The organism is Micromonospora sp. DT53, assembly GCF_049841535.1.
GTDB lineage: Bacteria > Actinomycetota > Actinomycetes > Mycobacteriales > Micromonosporaceae > Micromonospora.
This window is the reverse complement of the sequence record NZ_JBNCKM010000005.1, coordinates 1-21,420: the sequence shown is the minus strand read 5'-3', so window position 1 is coordinate 21,420 and position 21,420 is coordinate 1. Positions and strand designations below refer to the sequence as shown.

Here is a 21,420-nt window from a genome sequence, read left to right as displayed (position 1 = left end):
GTTCCTGACAGGTCTCTGACAGGTGGGGGTGAAGCTCCACACCATGACCAACTCAACCCGTCGAGTCGCGGCCGGGCTCGCCGCGTTCACAGTCCTCGCTGTCGCCCTCACCGGCTGCGGCGGCGGAACGTCCGGCACCGACAAGGACACCGCCGGCGGTGACGTCGCCTCGCTCACCACTCCGTCGGCCCCGGCGAGCGCGACCCCCGCCGGAGGCGTCGCCGCGAACGGTCGGCCGCAGCTACGCCTGGACATGACCGACGAGGAGGAGGAGCGGCTCTGGGGGACGTACAACATCTGCCTGCACGACAACGGCGTGAAGCTGAACGACGGCCGGTCACAACCCGGCCCGGTGGGGGACGGTACGGGCCTGTCCCTCGACCAGAGCGGGGAGCCGAAGGCGGCGTACGTGGCGTGCGCGAACAAGCTGCCGCTCCAGCCGCCGGAGCTGGACCCGGAGAAGAACCCGAACTACGTGAGCCAGTGGAACGACTACGTCCAGTGCCTGCGTGGACGCGGGATGAAGATTCACTCGCTGCCGGACGGCTCCGGTTGGACGTACGACGACGGGGTCGCCGACCCGACCGGCGGCCTTGAGGGTCCCGCGCTGGACAAGGCCGAGAGGGAATGCACGATGGAGATCTTCGGTGCCAAGAAGTAGTCCGACCGACGATCCTGGTCGGCGGACGACCCGGCGTACCGCCATCGTGGTGGCGACGGTGACCCTGGTGGTCGCCGTGGGGGCCGGCGTCGGGGCGCTGGCCCTGCGTCGCGATCAGCGGGATGACGTCGCGAGCACCCCACCGTCGGTGGCCACGACGACTGTGACCCGGGCCGACCTGTCGGACACCCGTTCGCTCAACGGCACGCTCGGCTTCGGCCCGGAGCGGCTGGTGAAGGGTGCCGGGGAGGGTGTCGTCACCCGGCTGCCGAAGGTGGGCGACGCGGTGGCCCGGGGCAAGGCGCTCTACCGGGTCGACGACCGACCCGTGCCGGTGCTGTTCGGCGGGACCCCGCTCTTTCGCACCCTCGACAAACCCGGACTGGTGGGCAGCGACGTACGGATCGTGTGGGACAACCTGAAGGCGCTGGGTTACCGCACCGGTTCGCAGCCGTCCAGGGGCACCGACGGCACGAAGATCGGCCCGGGTCAGGCCCTGCTCACCGGAAGCCTCGTCGCCGCGATCAAGAAGTGGCAGCAGGCCGTCGGCCTGGAGCCCACCGGCACGATCGGGGTCGGGCAGGTCGCGGTGCTGAGCGGGCCGGCCCGGGTCAGCGCGGTGAAGGCGCTGCCCGGTGACCCGGTCGCCGGTGAGCTGCTGGCCGTCACCGAGAAGGTCAAGCTGGTCACCGTACCGGTGGGGGCCACCGAGGTCGGCGCCATCACCGTGGGCGCCGCCGTGGTCGTCGCCCTGCCCGACAGCTCCGAGATCCCGGCCAAGGTCGCCTCCATCTCCCAGACGGTGCGTGGCGGTGGCCCCGACGGCGGCACCGGGCAGGGCAGCCCGCCGACGGTGGACGTCCTGGTCGCGCCGACCCGGGCGGCGGACGTGGCCAAGCTGGACGCGGCAGCGGTGCAGGTCCGGTTCACCACCGCCGTCCACAAGAACGTGCTGGCGGTGCCGGTCGGCGCGCTGGTGGCGCTCCGTGAGGGCGGGCATGCGCTGCAGTTGCCCGACGGCGGGCTGGTGGCCGTGGAGACCGGGATGTTCGCCCGGGGCCTGGTCGAGATCAGCGGCACCGGCGTCACCGAGGGCCTCGACGTGGTGACGGCATCGTGATCGCCGCCGCCGAGCCGGTGCTGAACGTCGAGGGGGTCAGTAGGACGTACCCCGGCGGGGTGACCGCGCTGGACGACGTCTCACTGACCGTGCGCGCTGGCGAGATGCTGGCCATCGTCGGGCCGTCCGGGTCCGGCAAGTCCACGCTGCTGAACATCATGGGGACCCTCGACCTGCCGACCAGCGGCCGCGTACGCGTCGCCGGGCAGGAGGTCACCGCCCTCTCCGACCGTCGGCTCTCCGCGCTGCGGGGTCGCTGGCTCGGTTTCGTCTTCCAACAGTTCCATCTCACCGACGGGTTGGACGCCGCCGAGAACGTCGCCACCGGTCTGCTCTACGCCGGGGTGCCCCGCCGTCGCCGCCGCCGCACCGCGATCGAGGCGTTGGCCCGGGTCGGCCTGGCGCACCGGGTCGACCACCTGCCGCAGCAACTCTCCGGCGGGGAGCGGCAGCGGGTGGCGATAGCTCGGGCACTCGTCAACGAGCCCGCGCTGGTGCTGGCCGACGAGCCGACCGGCGCCCTCGACACCGTCAACGGGGAGGCGGTTCTGGCCCTGCTCACGAATCTCAACGCGGAGGGCACCACCATCGCCGTGATCACCCACGACCGCGATCTCGCCGCCCGTACGCCTCGACAGGTGGAGATCCGCGACGGCCGGATCGTCGCCGACACCGTCACCGGGAGCGGGGCATGAGCATGAGCCCGTCCCGGCTCGCCCCGACCGACGTACTCCGGCTCGGTCTGCTCGGGGTGACCACGCGTCGGATGCGGGCCGTCCTCTCCGCTCTGGGCATCTCCATCGGCATCGCCACGTTGGTCGTCGTGGTGGGAATCCCCGCGTCCAGCCAGCGCGACCTGATGAACCAGCTCTCCGCGCTCGGCACCAACCTGCTGCGGGCCGAGCCCGTACCGGATCAGGACCCGCCCGCCCTCCTGCCCGAGGACGCCGCCGCCATGGTGGCGAGGGTCGGGCCGGTCGAGACGGCGAGCGCGGTCGCGAACACCCACACCACAGTGCGCCGCAACGACCTGCTGGACAGGTACGACACGTCCGGGCTGAGCGTGCTCGCGTCCCGGCCGGACCTGCTGGGGACTGTCAACGGCCGGATCCGCAGCGGTCGGGCCCTCGACGCCGGGACGGCCCGGCTCCCGACCGCCGTCCTCGGCTACGTCGCGGCGAGCCGGCTCGGCTTCGCCAGCGTGGACCCCCGGCAACCACCCCAGGTGTTCATCGGCGAGCGCTGGTTCACCGTGATCGGCATCCTGGACCCGTTGCCGCTCTCCCCGGATCTCGACCGCTCGGTGCTGGTCGGGTGGGACGCCGCCAAGGCCATGCTCGGCTTCGACGGTCACCCCACCGTCGTCTACCTGCGCGCCAGGGAGGACGCGTTGGAGGACGTCCGTGGCGTGCTGCCGGCCACCCTCAACCCGCAGTTGCCCGGGCTGGTCCAGGTCAGCCGCCCCTCCGACGCGCTCGCCGCGAAACGGGCCACGGAGAACAGCTTCTCCGCGCTGTTCCTCGGGTTGGCGGCGGTCGCCCTGCTGGTCGGCGGGATCGGCGTGGCCAACACGATGGTCATCTCGGTGTTGGAGCGTCGTCGGGAGATCGGCCTGCGCCGGGCGCTCGGCGCGAACCGTGGCCAGATCCGGGTGCAGTTCCTCACCGAGTCGGTGCTGCTCAGCGTGCTCGGCGGCGCCGCGGGGGCGGCCCTCGGGGTGCTCGCGACCGTCGGCTACGCCAGCTACCAGGGCTGGCCGCCCACGATCCCGGCGACCGCGGTGCTGGGCGGAATCGCCGGCGCCCTGATCGTGGGCGTGACAGCCGGCGTCTACCCGTCCATCCGAGCCGCCCGCCTGACCCCCACCGAAGCCCTCTCCACCCCCTGACCGCCCCACCCCCACCCCCTCGGTGATCATGAAGTTATTGCCACTCGCCGCGGCGTGTCGTGGCAATAACTTCATGATCAACCGGGCTCAGGGCTCAGGGCTCAGGGCTCAGGGCTCAGGGCTCAGGGCTCAGGGCTCAGGGCTCAGGGCTCAGGGCTCAGGGCTCGGGGGTGGTGCGCCAGCGGGAGAGGGCCAGGGTGGCGGAGTATCCGGCCAGGACGATCACGTGGAACAGGTAGAGCCAGAGGAGTACGGCCACGCCGGCGCCGATGTCGTCGAAGCCACCGAACGGCACCCCCAGGTCCAGCGGGAGCGAGGCGAAGAGCACGAAGCCGTGCAGGAAACCGGAGAGGTTCGCCGCGGTGAACGACCCGATCCCGAGGGTGGAGAGCCAGTCCGGTGAGGCCGGCCCGACGACCCGGAACACCCACACCAGCACCGGCGTGAGCACCAGCCAGACCGCGAGGAACGACAGCACCACGCCGAGCACACCGAGCCAACCGCCCTGGCGTACGAGGCGGGTGGTGAGCGGGAGCGCCAGCAGGATCGACAGCAGCAGCGCGGGGGCCGGCGCGAGCAGTGGCAGCAGCAGGAGCCGCCCCCGCCAGCCGACCAGGTGCTCGTCGGAGCGGGGTGCGGCCACCGAGACGAACGCCCGGCGCAGGCCCTCGCCGTAGAGCGAGGCGGGCAGCAAAGAGGCCAGCGCCAGCACCGGGGTCAACTCCACCCCGGCGTCGACCAGCGCGTCCACCGCCCGGGGCGCGCCGATCGCGGTGGGCAGGGCCTCCACGGCGTACGAGGTGAGCCGGCGTACCCGGTCGGCCCCCGCCACCAGTGCGGTGAGCCAGATCGCCAGCAGCGCGACCGGCACCACGGCGATCGCCCCGTAGAAGGTGATCGCGGCGGCGTGCAGCGACAGGTCCCGTCCGCGCACCGGACGGAACGCGGCACTGGTGATCCGTTTCGCGCGCTGCCATCCGTTGCCCATCGGGTTCTCCTTCCCTGTCGTCGGGGCCGTCACTCCTTAAGATCGCCGGTCATGACTGTTCTCACCACCGAACGCCTGATCCTGCGCGATTGGACCGACGATCCGGCCGACCTGGCCCGGATCTACGACATCTACTCCCGCCCGGAGATCGCCCGCTGGTTGGGCGTCTCGTCGGGTCTGCCGATGACGGACCCGGCGCAGGCGGTCGAGCGGCTGCGGATCTGGCGGGAGCGGCACGCCGCCGACGGTGACCGCTACGGCACCTGGGCGGTCGAGGTGCGCGAGACCGGCCAGGTGGTGGGCACGGTGCTGCTCAAGCCGCTGCCGGGCCGGGATGAGGCGGTGCGAAGCGACGACATAGAGGTGGGCTGGCACCTGCACCCGGACGCGTGGGGTCACGGCTATGCCACCGAGGCGGCCCGCGCGGCGGTGGCGCGGGAGTTCGCCGCCGGCACCCGGGAGATCTACGCGGTCGTGTCGCCGGGCAACGAGCCGTCGATGGCGGTGGCGCGGCGGCTGGGCATGATCCAGGTGGGCCGGCGCACCGACTGGTACGGCGGGGAGCTGCTGGAGACCTTCGTGCTGAGGGCACCAGACGTCTGATCGTTCTCGCACGACCTGACGCAAGATCAGCGCAACTTCGGGGAAGGTGTCACCTCCAGTCGTCGGGAGGTGACACCTTCCCCGAAATTGTGGGCAGGTCGGCCCCGGTGACGGCCACCAGGACAGACAAGTCCGTCAATAGTCATGGTGGTCGAAGTGTTGACGCTCTAGTAGCACGTCAGTAATCTTTGGGCCAAAGTAACGCAAGATTTCGACAAGCAAGTGCACGATTCCGTGCATGCTCTCGGAAGATTCAACGGGCCTCCTGGGGAGGCCCGTTGATGGTCGTACCCATCTGGTGTTTCCAGGGCGAGCGGCGCCCCCGCGCCGCCCGCACCACACCGTCTCTCTCCACACCGGCCCCCGCGCATCGGCCGGCGCTGCACCGCCGCACCCCCACCCCGTGGTCACGCCACCGCGGCAACCGTCCCCCGACGACAAGGACAGTGATGAGACGAACGAATCTGTTCAGGATGGTGGCGGCCACGGCCGCCGCCGCGCTGATCGCCACGGCCGGGGCGACAGCCGTCGCGAACCCGGCCGCCGCCCGCCCCGCCGACCCGGCCGCCACACCGAGCGCCGGCTTCGCCCCGGCGGCCACCAACCTCGCGCAGGGCCGCCCCACCCAGGAGAGCGGCCACGCCGACGTCTACGACTCGTCGAAGGTCGTGGACGGCAACGCGGGCAGCTACTGGGAGAGCGTCAACAACGCGTTCCCGCAGTGGGTGCAGGTCGATCTCGGCTCGTCGCAGAGCGTCAACCAGGTCGTGCTGAAGCTTCCGACCTCCGGTTGGGGCACCCGGACGCAGACCCTGAGCGTGCGGGGCAGCGCCAACGGCACGTCCTTCACCGATCTGGTCGGGTCGCAGACGTACACCTTCAACCCGGCGAGCGGCAGCACTGCCACGATCAACTTCAGCTCGACCTCCACCCGCTACGTCCGGATCACCATCACCGCCAACAGCGGCTGGCCGGCCGGGCAGCTCTCCGAGCTGGAGGTGTACGGCAGCGGCGGCACCACCCCCGACACCACAGCGCCGAGCACCCCGGGGACGCTGTCGCAGAGCACCTCGGGCAGCACGATCACGCTCACCTGGGGGGCCTCCACCGACTCCGGCGGCAGCGGGCTGGCCGGCTACAACGTCTACCGGGGCGGCAACCTGATCGCGACGCTGGGCACCGTCCTCACCTATCAGGACACCCAACCGGCGACGGCGACCGTGTCGTACCACGTCCGCGCCCGCGACGGCGCCGGCAACCTGTCCGGCAACAGCAACACCGTCACCCGGACCGGCAGCAACCCGCCCGCCTGCACCAACGTGGCGCAGGGCAAGAGCATGACGGCGAGCGGCTCCACCTTCAGCTTCACCCCGGACAAGGCGAACGACGGGCAGCTCAGCACCTACTGGGAGGGCGCGTCGAGCTACCCGCAGAACCTGACCGTGGCGCTGGGCGCGAACCACTCCGTCTCCGGCGTCACCGTGAAGCTCAACCCGGACCCGTCCTGGGGCACCCGTACCCAGACCATCCAGGTCCTCGGTCGCGACCAGGCGTCATCCTCGTACACCAGTCTGGTGTCGGCGGCGGCCTACCAGTTCGTGCAGGGCGCCAACGCGGTGACCATCCCGGTCAGTGCGACCACCGCGGACGTGCAGTTGCGGTTCACCGGCAACACCGGTGCCCCGTCCGGCCAGGTCGCGGAGCTTGAGGTGTGCGGCACCCCGGCGCCCAACCCGGACCTGGTGGTCAGCTCGGTGACCTGGTCGCCCTCGTCGCCCAGCGAGGTCTCGTCGGTCACGCTCTCGGCAGTGGTGCAGAACATCGGCTCGGCGTCCGCCGGTGCGACCACTGTGAACTTCAGCCTGGCCGGCGCGGTCGTCGGCAGCGCCTCGGTGGGCGCGCTCGCCGCGGGCGCCTCGACCACCGTGTCGTTCAACGCCGGTGCCCGGCCGATGGGCAGCTACGCCGTCTCGGCGGTGGTCGACCCGGCTAACACGATCGTCGAGCAGAACAACGGCAACAACAGCCTCACGGCCGCGTCGCCGCTTGTGGTGACCCAGGCGCCGGGCCCCGACCTCCAGGTGCTCAGCATCGCCTCGAACCCGCCGAACCCGGCCGTCGGGGCGTCCGTCACCTTCACCGTGACGGTCCGCAACCGGGGCACCACCGCGACCGGTGCGACCACTGTCACCCGGCTGGTGGCGGGGAGCACCACGCTCAACACCACCACCGCCTCGATCGCCGCCGGCGCGACGGTCACCGTTGCCGTCACCGGTAGCTGGACCGCCACCAGCGGCGGCGCCACCATCACCGCCACCGCCGACGCCACAAACGTGGTCACCGAGACCAACGAGACCAACAACGCGTTCAGCCAGTCGATAGTCGTGGGCCGTGGGGCCGCCGTCCCGTACGTCTCCTACGAGGCGGAGGCCGGCCGTTACCAGGGCACGCTGCTGGAGGCCGACGCGCTGCGCACCTTCGGGCACACCAACTTCGCCAGCGAGTCCTCGGGTCGCAAGTCGGTACGGCTGAACAGCACCGGACAGTTCGTCGAGTTCACCTCGGCCAACCAGGCGAACTCCATCGTGGTGCGCAACTCCATCCCGGATGCGCCCGGTGGCGGCGGCATCGAGGCGACCATCAGCCTCTACGTCAACGACGTCTTCTCCCGGAAGCTGACCCTGTCGTCGAAGCACAGCTGGCTCTACGGCAACACCGACGGGCCGGAGGCGCTGACCAACACCCCACAGGCCGACGCCCGTCGGCTCTTCGACGAGTCGAACGCGCTGCTGGCACAGTCGTACCCGGCCGGCACCCGGTTCAAGTTGCAGCGCGACTCGGGGGACACCGCCTCCTTCTACGTCATCGACACGATCGACCTGGAGCAGGTGGCGCCGGCGGCGAGCCAGCCGGCCGGCTGCACCTCGATCACGTCGTACGGTGCGGTCCCGAACGACGGGCTCGACGACACCGCCGCCATCCAGCGGGCGGTGACCGACGACCAGAACGGCGTCATCAGCTGCGTCTGGATCCCCGCCGGGCAGTGGCGGCAGGAGCAGAAGATCCTGACCGACGACCCGCTGAACCGGGGTACGCACAACCAGGTCGGCATCAGCAACGTCACGATCCGAGGTGCCGGCATGTGGCACTCGCAGCTCTACACGCTGACCGAGCCGCAGAACGTGGTGGGTGGCATCAACCACCCGCACGAAGGCAACTTCGGCTTCGACATCGACAAGAACACCCAGATCTCCGACATCGCCATCTTCGGCTCGGGCCGGATTCGCGGCGGTGACGGCAACGCCGAGGGTGGCGTCGGTCTGAACGGACGCTTCGGCACCGGCACGAAGATCAGCAACGTCTGGATCGAGCACGCCAACGTGGGCGTCTGGGTCGGCCGCGACTACGACAACATCCCCGACCTGTGGGGGCCGGCCGACGGGCTGGAGTTCACCGGCATGCGGATCCGCAACACGTACGCCGACGGCATCAACTTCAGCAACGGCACGCGCAACTCGCGGGTGTTCAACTCGTCCTTCCGCACCACGGGTGACGACGCGCTCGCCGTCTGGGCCAACCCGTACGTCAAGGACCGCAGCGTCGACATCGCCCACGACAACCACTTCGTCAACAACACCATCCAGTTGCCCTGGCGGGCCAACGGCATCGCCATCTACGGCGGCTACGACAACTCGATCGAGAACAACCTGATCTACGACACCGCGAACTACCCGGGCATCATGCTGGCGACCGACCACGACCCGCTGCCGTTCTCCGGCACGACGCTGATCGCCAACAACGGGCTCTACCGCACCGGTGGCGCGTTCTGGAACGAGGACCAGGAGTTCGGTGCCATCACGATCTTCCCGGCCACCCGGGACATCGTCGGGGTCACCATCCGGGACACCGACATCATCGACTCCACGTACGACGGCATCCAGTTCAAGAACGGTGGCGGCAACATACCGAACCTCGCCATCACAAACGTGCGGATCGACAAGTCCGTCAACGGTGCCGGCATCCTCGCGATGAGCGGCGCGCGCGGCAACGCCAACCTGACCAACGTGACAATCACCAACTCGGCCGACGGCAACATCGTCATCCAGCCGGGCTCGCAGTTTGTCATCACTCCCTGATCGACACTGATTGAGTGAAGTCGGGGTGTCCGGATGTCGCGGACACCCCGACTTCCGTGTCGGGCACTGCCGCGCAGGGTCCGTCGTGGGCGTCGGGCCGCCGGCAGCGGCCGGCACCGGGAAGCTTGGCGTCACAAAACACTCGGGTACGCAGAAACTGCGCGTCCTCTTCGCTGAGCGTGGTCTCACCGAAGTCGATGACGGCGAGGTGACCGAGTGAGTCGCGCAGCGCCACGGCCAGGGCGGTGACCTCGTCGAGGCTGGTCAGCGTGGTCGGCAGGTGGACGATCCAGCGTGGCGCGGCTCGTCCCGCTGGTGGTGGCGGGCGGTCACCCGTCGCGGGGTTCGTTCGTAGTGCGGGCCGGCCCGCTGGCGGTGGATGGCTGCCCGTCGCGTGGTTCGCTCGTAGTGCGGGCCCGGCCGGCTGCGGTGGTAGGCGCTCATCCGTCGGGTGGCTCATCGCAGTGCCACCGTTCCCCCGCTGAGCAGCGTCTGGATCTGCCCGTCGGTCAGGCCGCGCTTGGTCAGGACGCGACGGCCCCAGCGGTGTAGCCGGCACGGGTGCGCGGCCTGGTCCTTGCGGCACCGCTGACCGTCGGGCCGTTGCTCGGGGGCGTGCACGCTGACCGCCCGCAGCGCGAACACGACGTCCTCGGTGGTCACGTAGGGCGGCATCGGCAGATCATCGCTCGTGTCCATGGCTCTCCTTTCAATGCGATCACTCTTCTGTCATCCACGATGGTCGTTCTGGGGCTGGTCTGGCGCAATCTTTCGGAGCAGAATGCGGACCAAGGGATGAGGTGTCTTACGCGACGACAGCCAGGGAGATGACGTGGACGACTCCGGCAGCACAGTTCCACGGAGGCAACTCGGTAGATATCTGAGAGAGCTTCGCGAAAACGCGTATGTGACGGTTACCGCGGCGGCCAAGGAGTTGGAATGGTCGGCGCCCCGGATCTGGCGGTACGAGACCGGCCAGGTCTCCATGCACCCGAACGACGTGGCGGCCATGTGCCGCGTCTACGGCGCGTCCCCGGAGACGATCGAGACGATGCGGGCGCTGGCCCGCGAGACCAAGGCGCACGGCTGGTGGCACAGCTACGGCGAGGCGATCAAAGACTGGTTCAAGCTGTACGTCGGCCTGGAAGCCGCCGCCACCCGCATCCGGAAGTACGAAGCCGATCTCGTTCCGGGCTTGTTGCAGACGGTCGAGTACATGACCGAGGTGATCGCCACCGACCACCCGCAGATGGTCGAGTCGGAGCGTCAGGCGAAGGTCGACGTGCGGCTTCGCCGCCAGCGACTGCTGGCTCGGGCGATACCGCGCGCTCCGCGTCTCGACGTCATCCTGAACGAGGCGGTGCTGCGTCGCCCGCTCGGTGATCGGGCGGCGATGGTCCGGCAGCTGGAGTCACTTGTGGTGTCGTCACGGCAGCCCAACATCGGCATCCGGGTGTTGCCGTTCGACGCCGGCCTGGTCCGCTGGGCGCAGGCCGGCACCTTCACCATGCTCGACTTCCCGTCCGACGTGCGCGAGCCGGAGCCGACGACGATCTACATGGACGGGCCGTGCGGCGCCGTCTACCTTGACAAGACCCACGAGATCGAGATCTACGAAGACGCGTGGCGCTCCCTCGGCGAGCGGGCGCTCAGCGCCGACGAGTCCGGCGAGCTGATCGCGGCCATAGCGAAGGAGATGACCGATGGTGCGTGACGGAGTCTGGCGCAAGTCGACCCGGTCCGGCGGCGAGGGTGACTGCGTCGAGGTGGCGGGCTTCGCCGAGACGGTCGGAGTACGCGACAGCAAGGACCCGCAGGGCCCAACGCTGACCTTCACCCCCTCGGTCTGGACCGCCTTCATCGCGTCAACCCGCGCAAAGCAGTCGAACAACCGCCACTGAGCCGCTCGGCCACCTCGTACACCGAGATCTTGGAAGAATTCGGCCCCGGGAGGGGCGATTTCCCTCCAAGATCTGTCGCAGGCCAGGGTTAGCCTCCCCGCGATTCCTGGGGAGGGGGCGGGGTGGACCAGTTCGAACGCATGGTGGCGTTGCTGCGCAGCGGACAGACGGAACGTGCCGATCAACTACGGGCCGAGGCGCCCGGGGCGCTGCTGCCCCGGTGGACGGCCGGCGACCCGTTGAGCCCGGCGCTGCGGCAGGTGCATCAATTCGAGTGGTCGATCAGTGCAGTCCGCGTGGACGACTCGTATGCCTGGGCGATGGTCGACGGCAGCATCTGCCGGATGCCCCTTGCCGGCGGCGAGGCGCAACGGCTGCGCCTGGATGGCAGGCACGAGTCCTTCTATGGGGAAGCCACGTTCGACGGTGCGACGGTCGTCGCCGTGGAGGACGAGCGGCTGCTCGTGTGGGACCTCGTGACGGGGAGGCTGCTACTGGCGACCGACCCGGATGACGTTCCCCTCCGCGCGGGGTCCCTGCGGAGCCTCGCGGTCGGTGCCGGAGTGGCGGTGACTGGCACCAAGGGGGGTTATCTGCTGAAGTGGGATCTCGCCGACGGTCGACTGCTGGGCAGGACCGCCGCCCACAGCGGTGATGTCAACCGCGTGGCGATCAGCACCGACAGCGCTCCGATCGTGTTGAGCCTCGGCGGCGAGGACAGGTTCACGGAGACGCTCTGTTTCCATGACCTCGACGGGTTTCGTCGCACCGGCGAGGTGGCTGTGCCCGAGCAGGCGGGTAGCGGCGGCTGGACGGTGCTGGACGGTCAGCGGCGGGCGGTGACAGTCGCCGAAGATGGGCTACTGACCGTCTGGGATCCCGTCGCGGCGGCACCGGTGGCACAGTTTCCCACTGCGGCACGCCCACGTGAGGCGCTGGTCTTCACCGCTGACGGGGCCTGTGTAGTGCTCGGCGAGAACCTAGCGCTACGAATCATGGACCTTCGGAACGGCGCGGTGCGCGGGACGATCCGGACTGACTTCACCAAGCCCATCGACATGGTCGCCGTGCACGGCACGTTCGTCTTCGCGGCGCAGGGCGAGCGGACCAACCTCCTTGAGTTGACCGATCCCCTCGCCCAGGACGACAAGGACCGGCCGTACTTCCGAGACGCCGTCCCGGCCATGATCGACGGGCGGCCCGCGATCATCGCAGTGGAAGCGGGCGGCTCGTTCGAGGTCATCGACGCCGCCGATGGGCGGAGGTTCAGCGCCCCAGCCAGCGAGCGGAGAATCACACTCCGGACCGACGTCTGGTACCCCAGACCGGGAGTTGTCGCCGCAGGCGACCGGGACCTCCTTGTCGTCATGTCGGAGTCTGGCCCGACGACCGTCGACCCGGCCACTGGCGATACCCGCACCGCGCCCGAGCCGTCGCTGAGCCCAGCAACACCTGGGTTGATCGCCACCCGCAACGGCCTCATAGCGGCGACAAACGACAAAGGTGTACTCGCTGTCTGGGACGCGGCCACCCTGACGCTGCGCGCTTCGTTCCAACTGGCCGACGCATACGGGACGATCTCGCTTGCGCTCGCTGACCTGCACGGCCGCACCGTCGTACTGACCGGCACCGCAGGCGGCGGGATTCGTTGGTTCGACAGCGCCGACCTGACCGAGATCACCCCACCAGGCCGATTCGCCGAGCGACCCAACCGCCCCGTCGTCAGGCGCCTGGACTGGCCCGGACCGGAGGCCGTCACCGGATTGGACGTGTTCGGCTCCGTCGTGATCGTGGCCGTCGATGACACCGTCACCAGCGCCGACATCGCCACCGGGGAGCCATCCGGACCGGCCCTGACCCATCCGAACAAGGTCTTGGCGATACTGCCAACGGTCCTCAATGGTGTTCCGGTGGTCGCCACCAGCTGCGCCGACCGGACTCTTCGGGTCTGGGAGATCGGGACAGGCCACACCATCTGGTCCGTCGCCCTGCCCCAACCGGTCAGCCGGATCGTCTCGGTCGCCGCCGACCAGATCATCGTCCTCACCGAGGGCCACCTGATCGCGGTCGGCCCCGGTCCCATGATCCTGTCTACCTGAGTTGATCTCCCTGACTGGCGGCGCGCCGTGCCGCGACTTCGCTGCCGCCCGCAGATCTTGGACACTTTCCGTTAGGGCGTAACGGAAAGTGTCCAAGATCTGCACGAACCACCCGTGCATCGTGGTGCCGGGGGCGGTCGTGTCACCCCGGCCCATTGGTGAGGAGCAGTGCGGCTGCCCGTCAGCCACTTGGGTGTCGGACCGGGTGTGCGATGACGCACAACAGGGGCGGCGGTGGCTAGGCTGACCTGAGCAGAATGTCCCGCTGAGGGGGTGAGCCCGGATGGCCCAGGCCGCGTTCGCGCCGGAGCCGGCGCCGCAGCACACCGAGCCGTCGTTCGACGTGTTGCGGTGGCACGACGAGCCGTGGACCGCGCAGCTCGCCCTCGACCTGTTGCCGGAGACCAACGGCCCCAAGGTTGAGGTCCTGAGCGGAAGCGTGATCGTGACACCACACGCGGGAATCGATCATCAGTCGGTCGAGCGGGAGTTGCCCTACGTGCTGCACCGTGCTGCGCGGAAGGCCGGATTCTGGGTCTATCCGGAGATCAACGTCATCTCCGGGGATGACCTCTTCATCCCGGACATCGTTGTGCTGCGCAAATCAGGTGGTGGTCGCACGACGGTCCCCATCGCCGAGGCGGTGCTGCTGGGGGAGATCGTGTCCCCCGGAAATCGGCGCAAGGACGTGATCGACAGGCCCAGGGAGTACGCCGCTGTCGGCGTGCCGTTCTTCCTCCGGGTGGACCTGCGCAACCGGGTGCCGACCATGGCGCTGTTGGAGCTGGTCGACGGGGATTACTGCCCGTTGGCCGCCGCTGCGGCAGGGAGCACCTTCGCGATGCGGGAGCCGTTCGAATTCTCCATCGACCCGGCAGAGTTGCTGGACGAGGAGGAGTCGGACGGGGAGGGCTGAGGCTCCCAGCGGGCGTACAGCGGCAGTGGGGGAGAATGGGCGCGTGACTTCCCCCCGCGACCTCGTTCTGCTCGGGTCCACCGGCTCGATCGGCACCCAGGCCATCGACATCGTCCGGCGCAACCCGGACCGGTTCCGGGTGGTCGCCGTGGGTGCCGGCGGCGGCAACGTCGAGCTGCTCGCCGCGCAGGCTCTCGAACTGGGCGTCGAGGCGGTCGGGGTGGCCAAGGCGTCCGCCGCGCAGGACCTGCAACTCGCGTTCTACGCCGAGGCGAGCCGGCGCGGGTGGGCCACCGGCGACTTCAAGCTTCCCAAGATCGTGGCCGGCCCGGACGCCATGACCGAGCTGGCCCAGTGGCCGTGCGACATCGTGCTCAACGGGGTGGTCGGCTCGCTGGGCCTCGCTCCTACGCTGGCCGCGCTGCGCGGTGGTCGTACTCTCGCGTTGGCCAACAAGGAGTCGCTCGTGGCCGGCGGCCCGCTGGTCAAGGCCGCGGTGACGCGGCCGGGGCAGATCGTTCCGGTCGACTCGGAGCACTCGGCGCTGGCGCAGTGCCTGCGCTCCGGGGCGCGCGGCGAGGTGCGTCGGCTGATCGTCACGGCCAGCGGCGGCCCGTTCCGGGGTCGGCGGCGCGACGAGTTGACGCAGGTCACACCCAAGCAGGCCCTCGCGCACCCGACCTGGAACATGGGGCCGGTCGTCACGATCAACTCGGCGACCATGGTCAACAAGGCGCTGGAGGTGATCGAGGCGCACGAGCTGTTCGACGTGCCCTACGCCGACATCGCCGTGATGGTGCACCCGCAATCGGTGATCCACTCGATGGTCGAGTTCGTCGACGGGTCGACGATCGCCCAGGCCAGCCCACCGGACATGCGGCTGCCGATCGCCCTCGGCATCGGCTGGCCGGACCGGGTGCCCGAGGCCGCCACCGCCGTCGACTGGACGGCCGCGCACACCTGGGAGTTCGCGCCGCTCGACGACGAGGCGTTCCCGGCCGTCGCCCTGGCCAAGGCCGCCGGGGAGACCGGGCGCTGCCGGCCGGCGATCTACAACGCGGCGAACGAGGAGTGCGTGGCCGCGTTCGTGGCGGGCCGGCTGCCGTTCCTCGGCATCGTCGACACCCTCGAACGCGTGTTGGAGGAGGCTCCGGACTTCGACGAACCAGGTACCGTCGAGGACGTGCTCGCGGCCGAGTCGTGGGCACGCGCGCACGCGCAGGAGATCATCGCGGGTTCGGTGGAAGGAGCTTGATGTCGTACCTGCTCGGGGTGGTCCTCTTCGCCCTGGCCATTCTCATCTCGGTGAGTCTGCACGAGGCGGGTCACCTGCTGACCGCCAAGATGTTCGGGATGAAGGTCACCAAGTACTTCGTCGGTTTCGGCCCCACCATCTGGTCGTTCCAACGGGGTGAGACGGAGTACGGCCTCAAGGGCATCCCGCTCGGCGGCTTCTGCAAGATCGTCGGGATGACGCCGCAGGACGACGACGTCGAGCCGGGCGACGAGTCGCGGGTGATGTGGCGCTACCCGGTCTGGAAGCGGACGATCGTGATGGCCGCCGGGTCGATCACGCACTTCGCGCTCGCCCTGGTCACCATCTGGATCCTCGCCGTCTCCGCCGGCCTGCCCAACCCCGACTTCCCGACCACCGACACGCAGGCCCGTCAGGAGCCGGCCGTCATCCGGCTCAGTGAGTGCGTGGTTCCGGAGAACTCGCTGCGGGCGTGCACCCCCGCCGACGCCGCCAGCCCGGCCGCCCAGGCGCAACTGCAGAACGGTGACCGGATCACCTCGGTCAACGGCACCCCGATCAACTCCTACGGCGACCTGCTCACCAAGCTGCGCGGGCTCAAGCCGGGCGACACCGCGCAGATCGCGTACGTCCGCGACGGCCAGCCGGGCACCACAAGCACCGTCCTCGCGCAAACCCAGCGCCCGCCGCTGGACGACCCCGAGGGCGCCGCCGCGCCGGTCGCCGCGCTCGGCGTCGGGCTCGTCCCCAGCACGCCCACCCGCGTGACGTACGGCCCGATCGGCGCCTTCGGCGCCACCGCCGACTTCACCGGTGAGCTGGCCGTCGGCACCGCCCAGGCGCTCCAGCGCCTCCCGCAGAAGGTCCCCGCCCTGTGGACCGCCCTCACCGGCGGCGAGCGGGACGTCGACACCCCGATCAGCGTGGTCGGCGCCAGCCGACTCGGCGGCGAGGCGGTGGAGAACAACGCCTGGCTGGTCTTCTTCATGCTCTTCGTGTCGCTGAATTTCTTCATCGGCGTGTTCAACCTGCTGCCGCTGCTCCCGGTGGACGGCGGCCACATCGCCATCGCCTGGTTCGAACGGGCCCGCTCCTGGCTCTACGCGCGGATCGGCCGGGTCGACCCCGGCCGGGTGGACTACCTCAAACTGATGCCCTTCACGTACGCGGTGATCCTGATCGGTGGCGCGTTCACGCTGCTCACCATCGCCGCGGACGTCGTCAACCCCATCACGCTCTTCTCAAGGTGAGTGCCTGAAGTGACAGCTATCAGTCTTGGTATGCCAGCAGTGCCACCCCCGCCGCTGGCACCCCGTCGGGCCAGCCGCCAGATCATGGTCGGTTCGGTGCCGGTCGGCGGTGGTGCGCCGGTGTCCGTGCAGTCGATGACCACGACGCTCACCTCCGACATCAACGCGACCCTCCAGCAGATCGCCGAGCTGACCGCGTCCGGCTGCCAGATCGTCCGGGTGGCGGTGCCGTCCCAGGACGACGTCGAGGCGCTGCCCGCGATCGCCAAGAAGTCGCAGATCCCGGTGATCGCCGACATCCACTTCCAGCCCAAGTACGTCTTCGCCGCGATCGACGCCGGTTGCGCCGCGGTCCGGGTCAACCCGGGCAACATCCGGCAGTTCGACGACAAGGTCAAGGAGATCGCTCGGGCCGCCGGGGCGGCGGGAACGCCGATCCGGATCGGCGTCAACGCCGGGTCGCTGGACAAGCGCCTGCTGAGCAAGTACGGCAAGGCCACCGCCGAAGCGCTTGTCGAGTCGGCGCTGTGGGAGTGCTCGCTGTTCGAGGAGCACGGCTTCCGCGACATCAAGATCTCCGTCAAGCACAACGACCCGGTCGTGATGATCCGGGCGTACCGGCAGCTCGCCGAGCAGTGCGACTACCCGCTGCACCTCGGCGTCACCGAGGCCGGGCCGGCGTTCCAGGGCACCATCAAGTCGGCGGTCGCCTTCGGTGCGCTGCTGGCCGAGGGGATCGGCGACACGATCCGGGTGTCGCTGTCCGCCCCGCCGGTCGAGGAGATCAAGGTCGGCAACCAGATCCTGGAGTCCCTCGGTCTGCGCGAGCGGGGCCTGGAGATCGTCTCGTGCCCGTCCTGCGGGCGGGCCCAGGTGGACGTCTACAAGCTCGCCGAGGAGGTCACCGCCGGCCTGGAAGGGCTGCCGGTGCCGCTGCGGGTCGCCGTCATGGGCTGCGTGGTCAACGGTCCGGGCGAGGCCCGGGAAGCCGACCTCGGTGTCGCCTCCGGCAACGGCAAGGGCCAGATCTTCGTCAAGGGGCAGGTCGTCAAGACGGTCCCCGAGGCACAGATCGTCGAGACGCTGATCGAGGAGGCGCTGCGGATCGCCGACGAGATGGGCGCCGAGCTGCCCGAGGAGCTGCGCGGGCTGGTCACCGGCCCGACCGTCACCGTGCACTGATTTTCCATGTGGAAAAAGCGGCCGTTCCCCGTGCGGGGAACGGCCGCTTTGCGTTGTGATCCTTTCGCGCTGTGGCGCTGTGGCGCTGTGGCGCTGTGGCGCTGTGGCGCTGGTGGTGCGGTCTGGCGTCACTCGGATTCGGCGAGGATCGCGTACAGCTTGCGCCGGGTCTCGTCGAGCACCTGGGCGGCCCGCTCGCGCTGGTCGTCGGTGCCGTTCATCATCACCTGCCGCAGGGCGTTCATCGCCTGCGCGCCGGAGTCGCGGATGTCGTGCCAACTGCTCACCGTGCCCTGGGCGACGTCCGCCCACGGCGGGGTCTGCGCGGCCTCGGTGGCCTCCGCCTGACCGGCCTCGGTGACCGTGAACCGCTTCCGCCCGCCACCGGACTCCTCGGTGCTGGCGACGATCACGCCCTCGTCCTCCAGTAGCTGAAGGGTGGGGTAGATCGAGCCGGGGCTCGGTCGCCACGCGCCGCCGGTGCGGGAGTCGATCTCCTGGATCATCTCGTAGCCGTGCATCGGTCGCTCGGTGAGCAGGGCCAACACGGAGGCTCGGACGTTGGGGCGTCGGCCCCGACCCCGTCCACGGCCTCGGCCGCCCCAGGGGCCGCCGTGTCCGTGCTCGTGGCCGTGACCGTGCGGACCGGGCGGGACCGGCGGGAAGCCGAACCCCCGCATCCGGGCCTCGTGCATCGGGTGGTGCTGTCGGTGGAACCTCATCGGGTTCTTCCTCTCCTTGGACTATCGCTGATGCATCAACGATATATCGGCAATGCATCGGCGACAACCCTCAATTTTCCAAACCGTACGTACGTCTTGCTAGAGTGTCGGTCATGCGCCTGCTTCCCCCGCCGGGTCCGTCCCGGGTCCTCACCCTCGGCACCCTGGTCAAGACCGTCGGGCGGGGCCTCTGGCTCGTCGCCAGCGCGCTCTTCCTCACCCGGTCGGTCGGCCTGTCGGCAACCCAGGTGGGCATCGGGCTGACCATCTCGGCTCTGGTCGGCGTGCTGGCCAGCACACCGAGCGGCTACCTGGCCGACCGTGTCGGCCCACGCGGTGTCCAGGTCGGGGCGCTGTTCGCCGCCGGCACCCTGACCATCGGCCTCGTCGCGGTCCGGTCGTTCCCCACGTTCGTGCTGGTGGGAGCCGTCACCGCGCTCGCCGACGCGGTCGAGCGCGGCGCCCGTGGCGCGCTGATCGCCGGCGCGATCCCGGCCGATGAGCGGGTCCGCACCCGTGCCTACCTGCGAGCCACCACAAACGTCGGGATCTCCCTCGGCGCCGTCCTCGGCGGCTTCGCCATCGCCGCCGACACCCGAACCGGGTACGTCGCGCTGATCTTGGCCTCGGCGGCGACGTCACTGGCCGCAGCGGTGGTCTTCCTCCGACTGCCCAGGATCGCTCCAGTCGCCGCCCCGACGCACGGCCCTCGGCTGGTCGCCCTACGGGACCGCCCGTTCCTCGCCTTCACCCTGGTCGACGGGCTGATGTCGATGCACTTCAGCCTGCTCACCATCGCCCTGCCGCTGTGGATCGCCGGTCACACCCGCGCGCCGGCCTGGATGATCTCCGCGCTGACGCTTGTCAACACAGTGCTTGTGGTGCTCCTTCAGGTACGCGCCGCGCGTACCGCCGCCACCCTGCCCGGAGCCGCCCGCGCCGCCCGTCGAGCGGGCGTGGCCATCGCCCTGGCCTGCGTACTCTTCGCCGCCAGCGGCGCGCTGCCCACCGCCGGCGCGGTGGGCCTGCTCGGCCTCGGGGCGGTCGCGCACGTCACCGGGGAGCTGTGGCACTCCGCCGCCGGCTGGGGGATCTCCTTCGGGCTGGCTCCGGTCGACGCCCAAGGGCAGTACCAGGGGGCGTACGGCATGGGCTACGAACTGGGCAAGATGCTCGCACCGGTGGTGGTGACCACCCTCGCGCTCGGCTGGGGCGTACCGGGCTGGCTTGTGCTCGGTGCCCTGTTTCTCCTGCTCGGAGCCCTGGTGCCTCCGGTCGTCCGGTGGGCCGTCCGGACCCGGCCGATCAGCGGACCCGCAGAACCAGGGCCGGCCTCGGCACTCGACCGGCGAAGCGGGGGGTCGATCTGGCAGGCTGATAGTCGTGCTGACGGTGCCGGTACGGCAACTGGGGGAATCGGAGCGCCGCGCGGTCGAGCGACTGCTCGACCATGACCCGTTCGCGGGCGCGCAGGTCGCCGAGCGGATCGCCGCGCGCGGACTCTCCTGGTGGCGGGCCGAGGGCAGAATCCTGGGGTACGGGGCCCGCCGCAACCTGGAATCACTCTGCTGGCTCGGCGGCAACCTGACCCCGGTGCTGGCGAGCGATGCCGCGGTAGCCGCATTCGCCGACCTGCTCGCGGGCGAGGAACGGCTCTGCTCCTCCATCGTCGGCCGGGCCGACGCCGTCCTCGGGTTGTGGGATCGGCTCTCCGACACCTGGGGGCCAGCGCGAGACGTCCGCCCCAATCAGCCACTGCTGGTCACCGACACGCTGCCACCCGTACCCGCCGACCCGGAGGTACGCCAGGTCCGCTCCGGCGAGGTCGACCGGCTCTTCCCGGCGGCGGTGGCCATGTACACCGAAGAAGTCGGCGTCTCCCCACTGGCCGAGGACGCCGGCCGCAGCTACCGCCGGCGAGTCAACGACCTGGTTCGGACCGGCCGCGCGTACGCCCGCATCGTCGACGGCAAGGTCGTCTTCAAGGCCGAACTGGCCGTGGTGACCAAGCGGACCGCGCAGATCCAGGGCGTCTGGGTGGCACCGGAGTGGCGAGGCCGAGGGATCGCCACCGCCGCCATGGCCGCCGTGGTCCGCGACGCGCTGCTGCGGGTCGCCCCCACCGTCAGCCTGTACGTCAACGACTTCAACCTCCCGGCCCGCCGCGTCTACGAACGTTGCGGCTTCCAGCCGATCGGCACCCTGGCCACCGTCCTGTTCTGACGGGTCGGCCCGTCGGGTGGGTGTCCAAGATCTGCGGGTGCAACCGTTGGTCGGCGTCATCCGCCTCCGCCGGGGGGTGTGGCCAGCGCAGGCTGCGGCCTGGGGTCTGGTACCCGGGGGCTGGGCCTGAGGGCTGCGGCCTGGGCCTGAGGGCAGTGGCCTGAGGGCTGCGGCCTGTGGGCGGTGGGCGACAGCACAGAAGGCCGCTGGCCGGCACCCCGTCTCGGGTGCCGGCCAGCGGTCGGTGTCGTGCTGTGGTGGTGTCGTGCGGGTGGTGCTGGCGTGCGGTGGTGGTGCGGGTCAGCTGTTCCAGTGCTGGGCGACCAGGTCGGTGGCCTGCTGCTCCCACTGGGCGTACGCGTCCGGGTAGGCGGACACCTGCACGGTCTGCGCGGCCTGGGTCAGCGGCATGTCCTGCCAGCCGTCGACCTGCTTGAGGCCCTTGAGGAACGCGGTGGTGGAGTACTCGGGGTTGG

18 protein-coding genes are annotated in these 21,420 nt (G+C 70.0%); 15 read left to right on the top strand and 3 right to left on the bottom strand.

Going from position 1 to position 21,420, the window contains the following annotated elements:
* Positions 1–43: 43 nt before the first annotated feature.
* The 4 genes from ACLQ3B_RS17010 to ACLQ3B_RS16995 are packed head-to-tail and all read left to right on the top strand — an operon-like array spanning position 44 to position 3,669.
* Positions 44–661: a hypothetical protein gene (locus ACLQ3B_RS17010; RefSeq protein ID WP_425781730.1), complete on the top strand. Its 618-nt coding sequence runs from the start codon at positions 44–46 to the stop codon at positions 659–661.
* Positions 648–1,781: a peptidoglycan-binding protein gene (locus ACLQ3B_RS17005; RefSeq protein ID WP_425781729.1), complete on the top strand. Its 1,134-nt coding sequence runs from the start codon at positions 648–650 to the stop codon at positions 1,779–1,781. The genes ACLQ3B_RS17010 and ACLQ3B_RS17005 overlap by 14 nt, the downstream gene beginning before the upstream one ends.
* Positions 1,778–2,476 carry an ABC transporter ATP-binding protein gene (locus ACLQ3B_RS17000; RefSeq protein WP_425781728.1) on the top strand — a complete coding sequence of 233 codons (699 nt, stop codon included), beginning with the start codon at positions 1,778–1,780 and terminating at the stop codon, positions 2,474–2,476. The genes ACLQ3B_RS17005 and ACLQ3B_RS17000 overlap by 4 nt, the downstream gene beginning before the upstream one ends.
* Entirely contained in the window at positions 2,473–3,669 is a 1,197-nt protein-coding gene (locus ACLQ3B_RS16995; protein ID WP_425781727.1) for an ABC transporter permease, read from the top strand. Before ACLQ3B_RS17000 ends, ACLQ3B_RS16995 begins: the two co-directional genes overlap by 4 nt.
* A gap of 157 nt (positions 3,670–3,826) precedes the next feature.
* Here ACLQ3B_RS16995 and ACLQ3B_RS16990 read toward each other — a convergent pair whose 3' ends face one another.
* Positions 3,827–4,657, bottom strand: a complete 831-nt coding sequence (locus tag ACLQ3B_RS16990) for a YhjD/YihY/BrkB family envelope integrity protein (RefSeq protein ID WP_425781726.1) — start codon at positions 4,655–4,657, stop codon at positions 3,827–3,829.
* A gap of 51 nt (positions 4,658–4,708) precedes the next feature.
* Here ACLQ3B_RS16990 and ACLQ3B_RS16985 point away from each other — a divergent pair, with 51 nt between their 5' ends.
* A complete protein-coding gene (locus ACLQ3B_RS16985) occupies positions 4,709–5,260 on the top strand; it encodes a GNAT family N-acetyltransferase (protein ID WP_425781725.1) in 552 nt (183 codons plus the stop codon).
* A gap of 449 nt (positions 5,261–5,709) precedes the next feature.
* On the top strand, positions 5,710–9,396 hold the full coding sequence (locus tag ACLQ3B_RS16980; protein ID WP_425781724.1) for a CARDB domain-containing protein: 3,687 nt from the start codon (positions 5,710–5,712) through the stop codon (positions 9,394–9,396).
* A gap of 456 nt (positions 9,397–9,852) precedes the next feature.
* Here ACLQ3B_RS16980 and ACLQ3B_RS16975 read toward each other — a convergent pair whose 3' ends face one another.
* Complete coding sequence (locus tag ACLQ3B_RS16975) at positions 9,853–10,095, bottom strand: hypothetical protein (protein WP_425781723.1); 243 nt, start codon at positions 10,093–10,095, stop codon at positions 9,853–9,855.
* A 133-nt stretch (positions 10,096–10,228) separates the two neighbouring features.
* Between ACLQ3B_RS16975 and ACLQ3B_RS16970 the strand changes: the two genes are divergently transcribed.
* The 7 genes from ACLQ3B_RS16970 to ispG all read left to right on the top strand — a co-directional run bounded on the left by ACLQ3B_RS16970 (position 10,229) and on the right by ispG (position 17,999).
* The gene (locus tag ACLQ3B_RS16970) at positions 10,229–11,110 is read left to right on the top strand and encodes a helix-turn-helix domain-containing protein (RefSeq protein WP_425781722.1); all 882 of its coding nucleotides are present in this window, start codon (positions 10,229–10,231) and stop codon (positions 11,108–11,110) included.
* Positions 11,100–11,297, top strand: a complete 198-nt coding sequence (locus tag ACLQ3B_RS16965) for a DUF397 domain-containing protein (RefSeq protein WP_425781721.1) — start codon at positions 11,100–11,102, stop codon at positions 11,295–11,297. Before ACLQ3B_RS16970 ends, ACLQ3B_RS16965 begins: the two co-directional genes overlap by 11 nt.
* 122 nt (positions 11,298–11,419) lie before the next feature.
* On the top strand, positions 11,420–13,396 hold the full coding sequence (locus tag ACLQ3B_RS16960) for a hypothetical protein (RefSeq protein ID WP_425781720.1): 1,977 nt from the start codon (positions 11,420–11,422) through the stop codon (positions 13,394–13,396).
* Positions 13,397–13,679: 283 nt separating this feature from the next.
* On the top strand, positions 13,680–14,312 hold the full coding sequence (locus ACLQ3B_RS16955) for a Uma2 family endonuclease (RefSeq protein ID WP_425781719.1): 633 nt from the start codon (positions 13,680–13,682) through the stop codon (positions 14,310–14,312).
* 43 nt (positions 14,313–14,355) lie between these two features.
* Entirely contained in the window at positions 14,356–15,567 is a 1,212-nt protein-coding gene (gene dxr, locus ACLQ3B_RS16950; protein ID WP_425781718.1) for a 1-deoxy-D-xylulose-5-phosphate reductoisomerase, read from the top strand.
* Positions 15,567–16,817, top strand: coding sequence for a M50 family metallopeptidase (locus ACLQ3B_RS16945; protein WP_425781717.1), 1,251 nt, complete (start codon positions 15,567–15,569; stop codon positions 16,815–16,817). Before dxr ends, ACLQ3B_RS16945 begins: the two co-directional genes overlap by 1 nt.
* 9 nt (positions 16,818–16,826) lie before the next feature.
* Positions 16,827–17,999, top strand: coding sequence for a flavodoxin-dependent (E)-4-hydroxy-3-methylbut-2-enyl-diphosphate synthase (gene ispG, locus ACLQ3B_RS16940; protein WP_210787026.1), 1,173 nt, complete (start codon positions 16,827–16,829; stop codon positions 17,997–17,999).
* A 128-nt stretch (positions 18,000–18,127) separates the two neighbouring features.
* On the opposite strand, the gene ACLQ3B_RS16935 is transcribed toward ispG, so the two are convergent.
* A complete protein-coding gene (locus tag ACLQ3B_RS16935; RefSeq protein WP_327032438.1) occupies positions 18,128–18,721 on the bottom strand; it encodes a PadR family transcriptional regulator in 594 nt (197 codons plus the stop codon).
* Positions 18,722–18,834: 113 nt separating this feature from the next.
* Here ACLQ3B_RS16935 and ACLQ3B_RS16930 point away from each other — a divergent pair, with 113 nt between their 5' ends.
* Positions 18,835–20,175 (top strand): MFS transporter, encoded by a 1,341-nt coding sequence (locus ACLQ3B_RS16930; RefSeq protein WP_425781716.1) that lies wholly within the window; start codon positions 18,835–18,837, stop codon positions 20,173–20,175.
* Positions 20,105–20,944 (top strand): GNAT family N-acetyltransferase, encoded by an 840-nt coding sequence (locus tag ACLQ3B_RS16925; protein ID WP_425781715.1) that lies wholly within the window; start codon positions 20,105–20,107, stop codon positions 20,942–20,944. Before ACLQ3B_RS16930 ends, ACLQ3B_RS16925 begins: the two co-directional genes overlap by 71 nt.
* Positions 20,945–21,420: the final 476 nt, after the last annotated feature.

Coding starts and splice junctions, on each gene's coding strand:
- ACLQ3B_RS16995 (WP_425781727.1), top strand. CDS start 2,473: ATGAGCATGAGCCCGTCCCGGCTCGCCCCGACCGACGTACTCCGGCTC.
- ACLQ3B_RS16945 (WP_425781717.1), top strand. CDS start 15,567: ATGTCGTACCTGCTCGGGGTGGTCCTCTTCGCCCTGGCCATTCTCATC.
- ACLQ3B_RS16985 (WP_425781725.1), top strand. CDS start 4,709: ATGACTGTTCTCACCACCGAACGCCTGATCCTGCGCGATTGGACCGAC.
- ACLQ3B_RS16955 (WP_425781719.1), top strand. CDS start 13,680: ATGGCCCAGGCCGCGTTCGCGCCGGAGCCGGCGCCGCAGCACACCGAG.
- ACLQ3B_RS17010 (WP_425781730.1), top strand. CDS start 44: ATGACCAACTCAACCCGTCGAGTCGCGGCCGGGCTCGCCGCGTTCACA.
- ACLQ3B_RS16975 (WP_425781723.1), bottom strand. CDS start 10,095: ATGGACACGAGCGATGATCTGCCGATGCCGCCCTACGTGACCACCGAG.
- ACLQ3B_RS16990 (WP_425781726.1), bottom strand. CDS start 4,657: ATGGGCAACGGATGGCAGCGCGCGAAACGGATCACCAGTGCCGCGTTC.
- ACLQ3B_RS16980 (WP_425781724.1), top strand. CDS start 5,710: ATGAGACGAACGAATCTGTTCAGGATGGTGGCGGCCACGGCCGCCGCC.
- ACLQ3B_RS16930 (WP_425781716.1), top strand. CDS start 18,835: ATGCGCCTGCTTCCCCCGCCGGGTCCGTCCCGGGTCCTCACCCTCGGC.
- ACLQ3B_RS16935 (WP_327032438.1), bottom strand. CDS start 18,721: ATGAGGTTCCACCGACAGCACCACCCGATGCACGAGGCCCGGATGCGG.
- ACLQ3B_RS16965 (WP_425781721.1), top strand. CDS start 11,100: ATGGTGCGTGACGGAGTCTGGCGCAAGTCGACCCGGTCCGGCGGCGAG.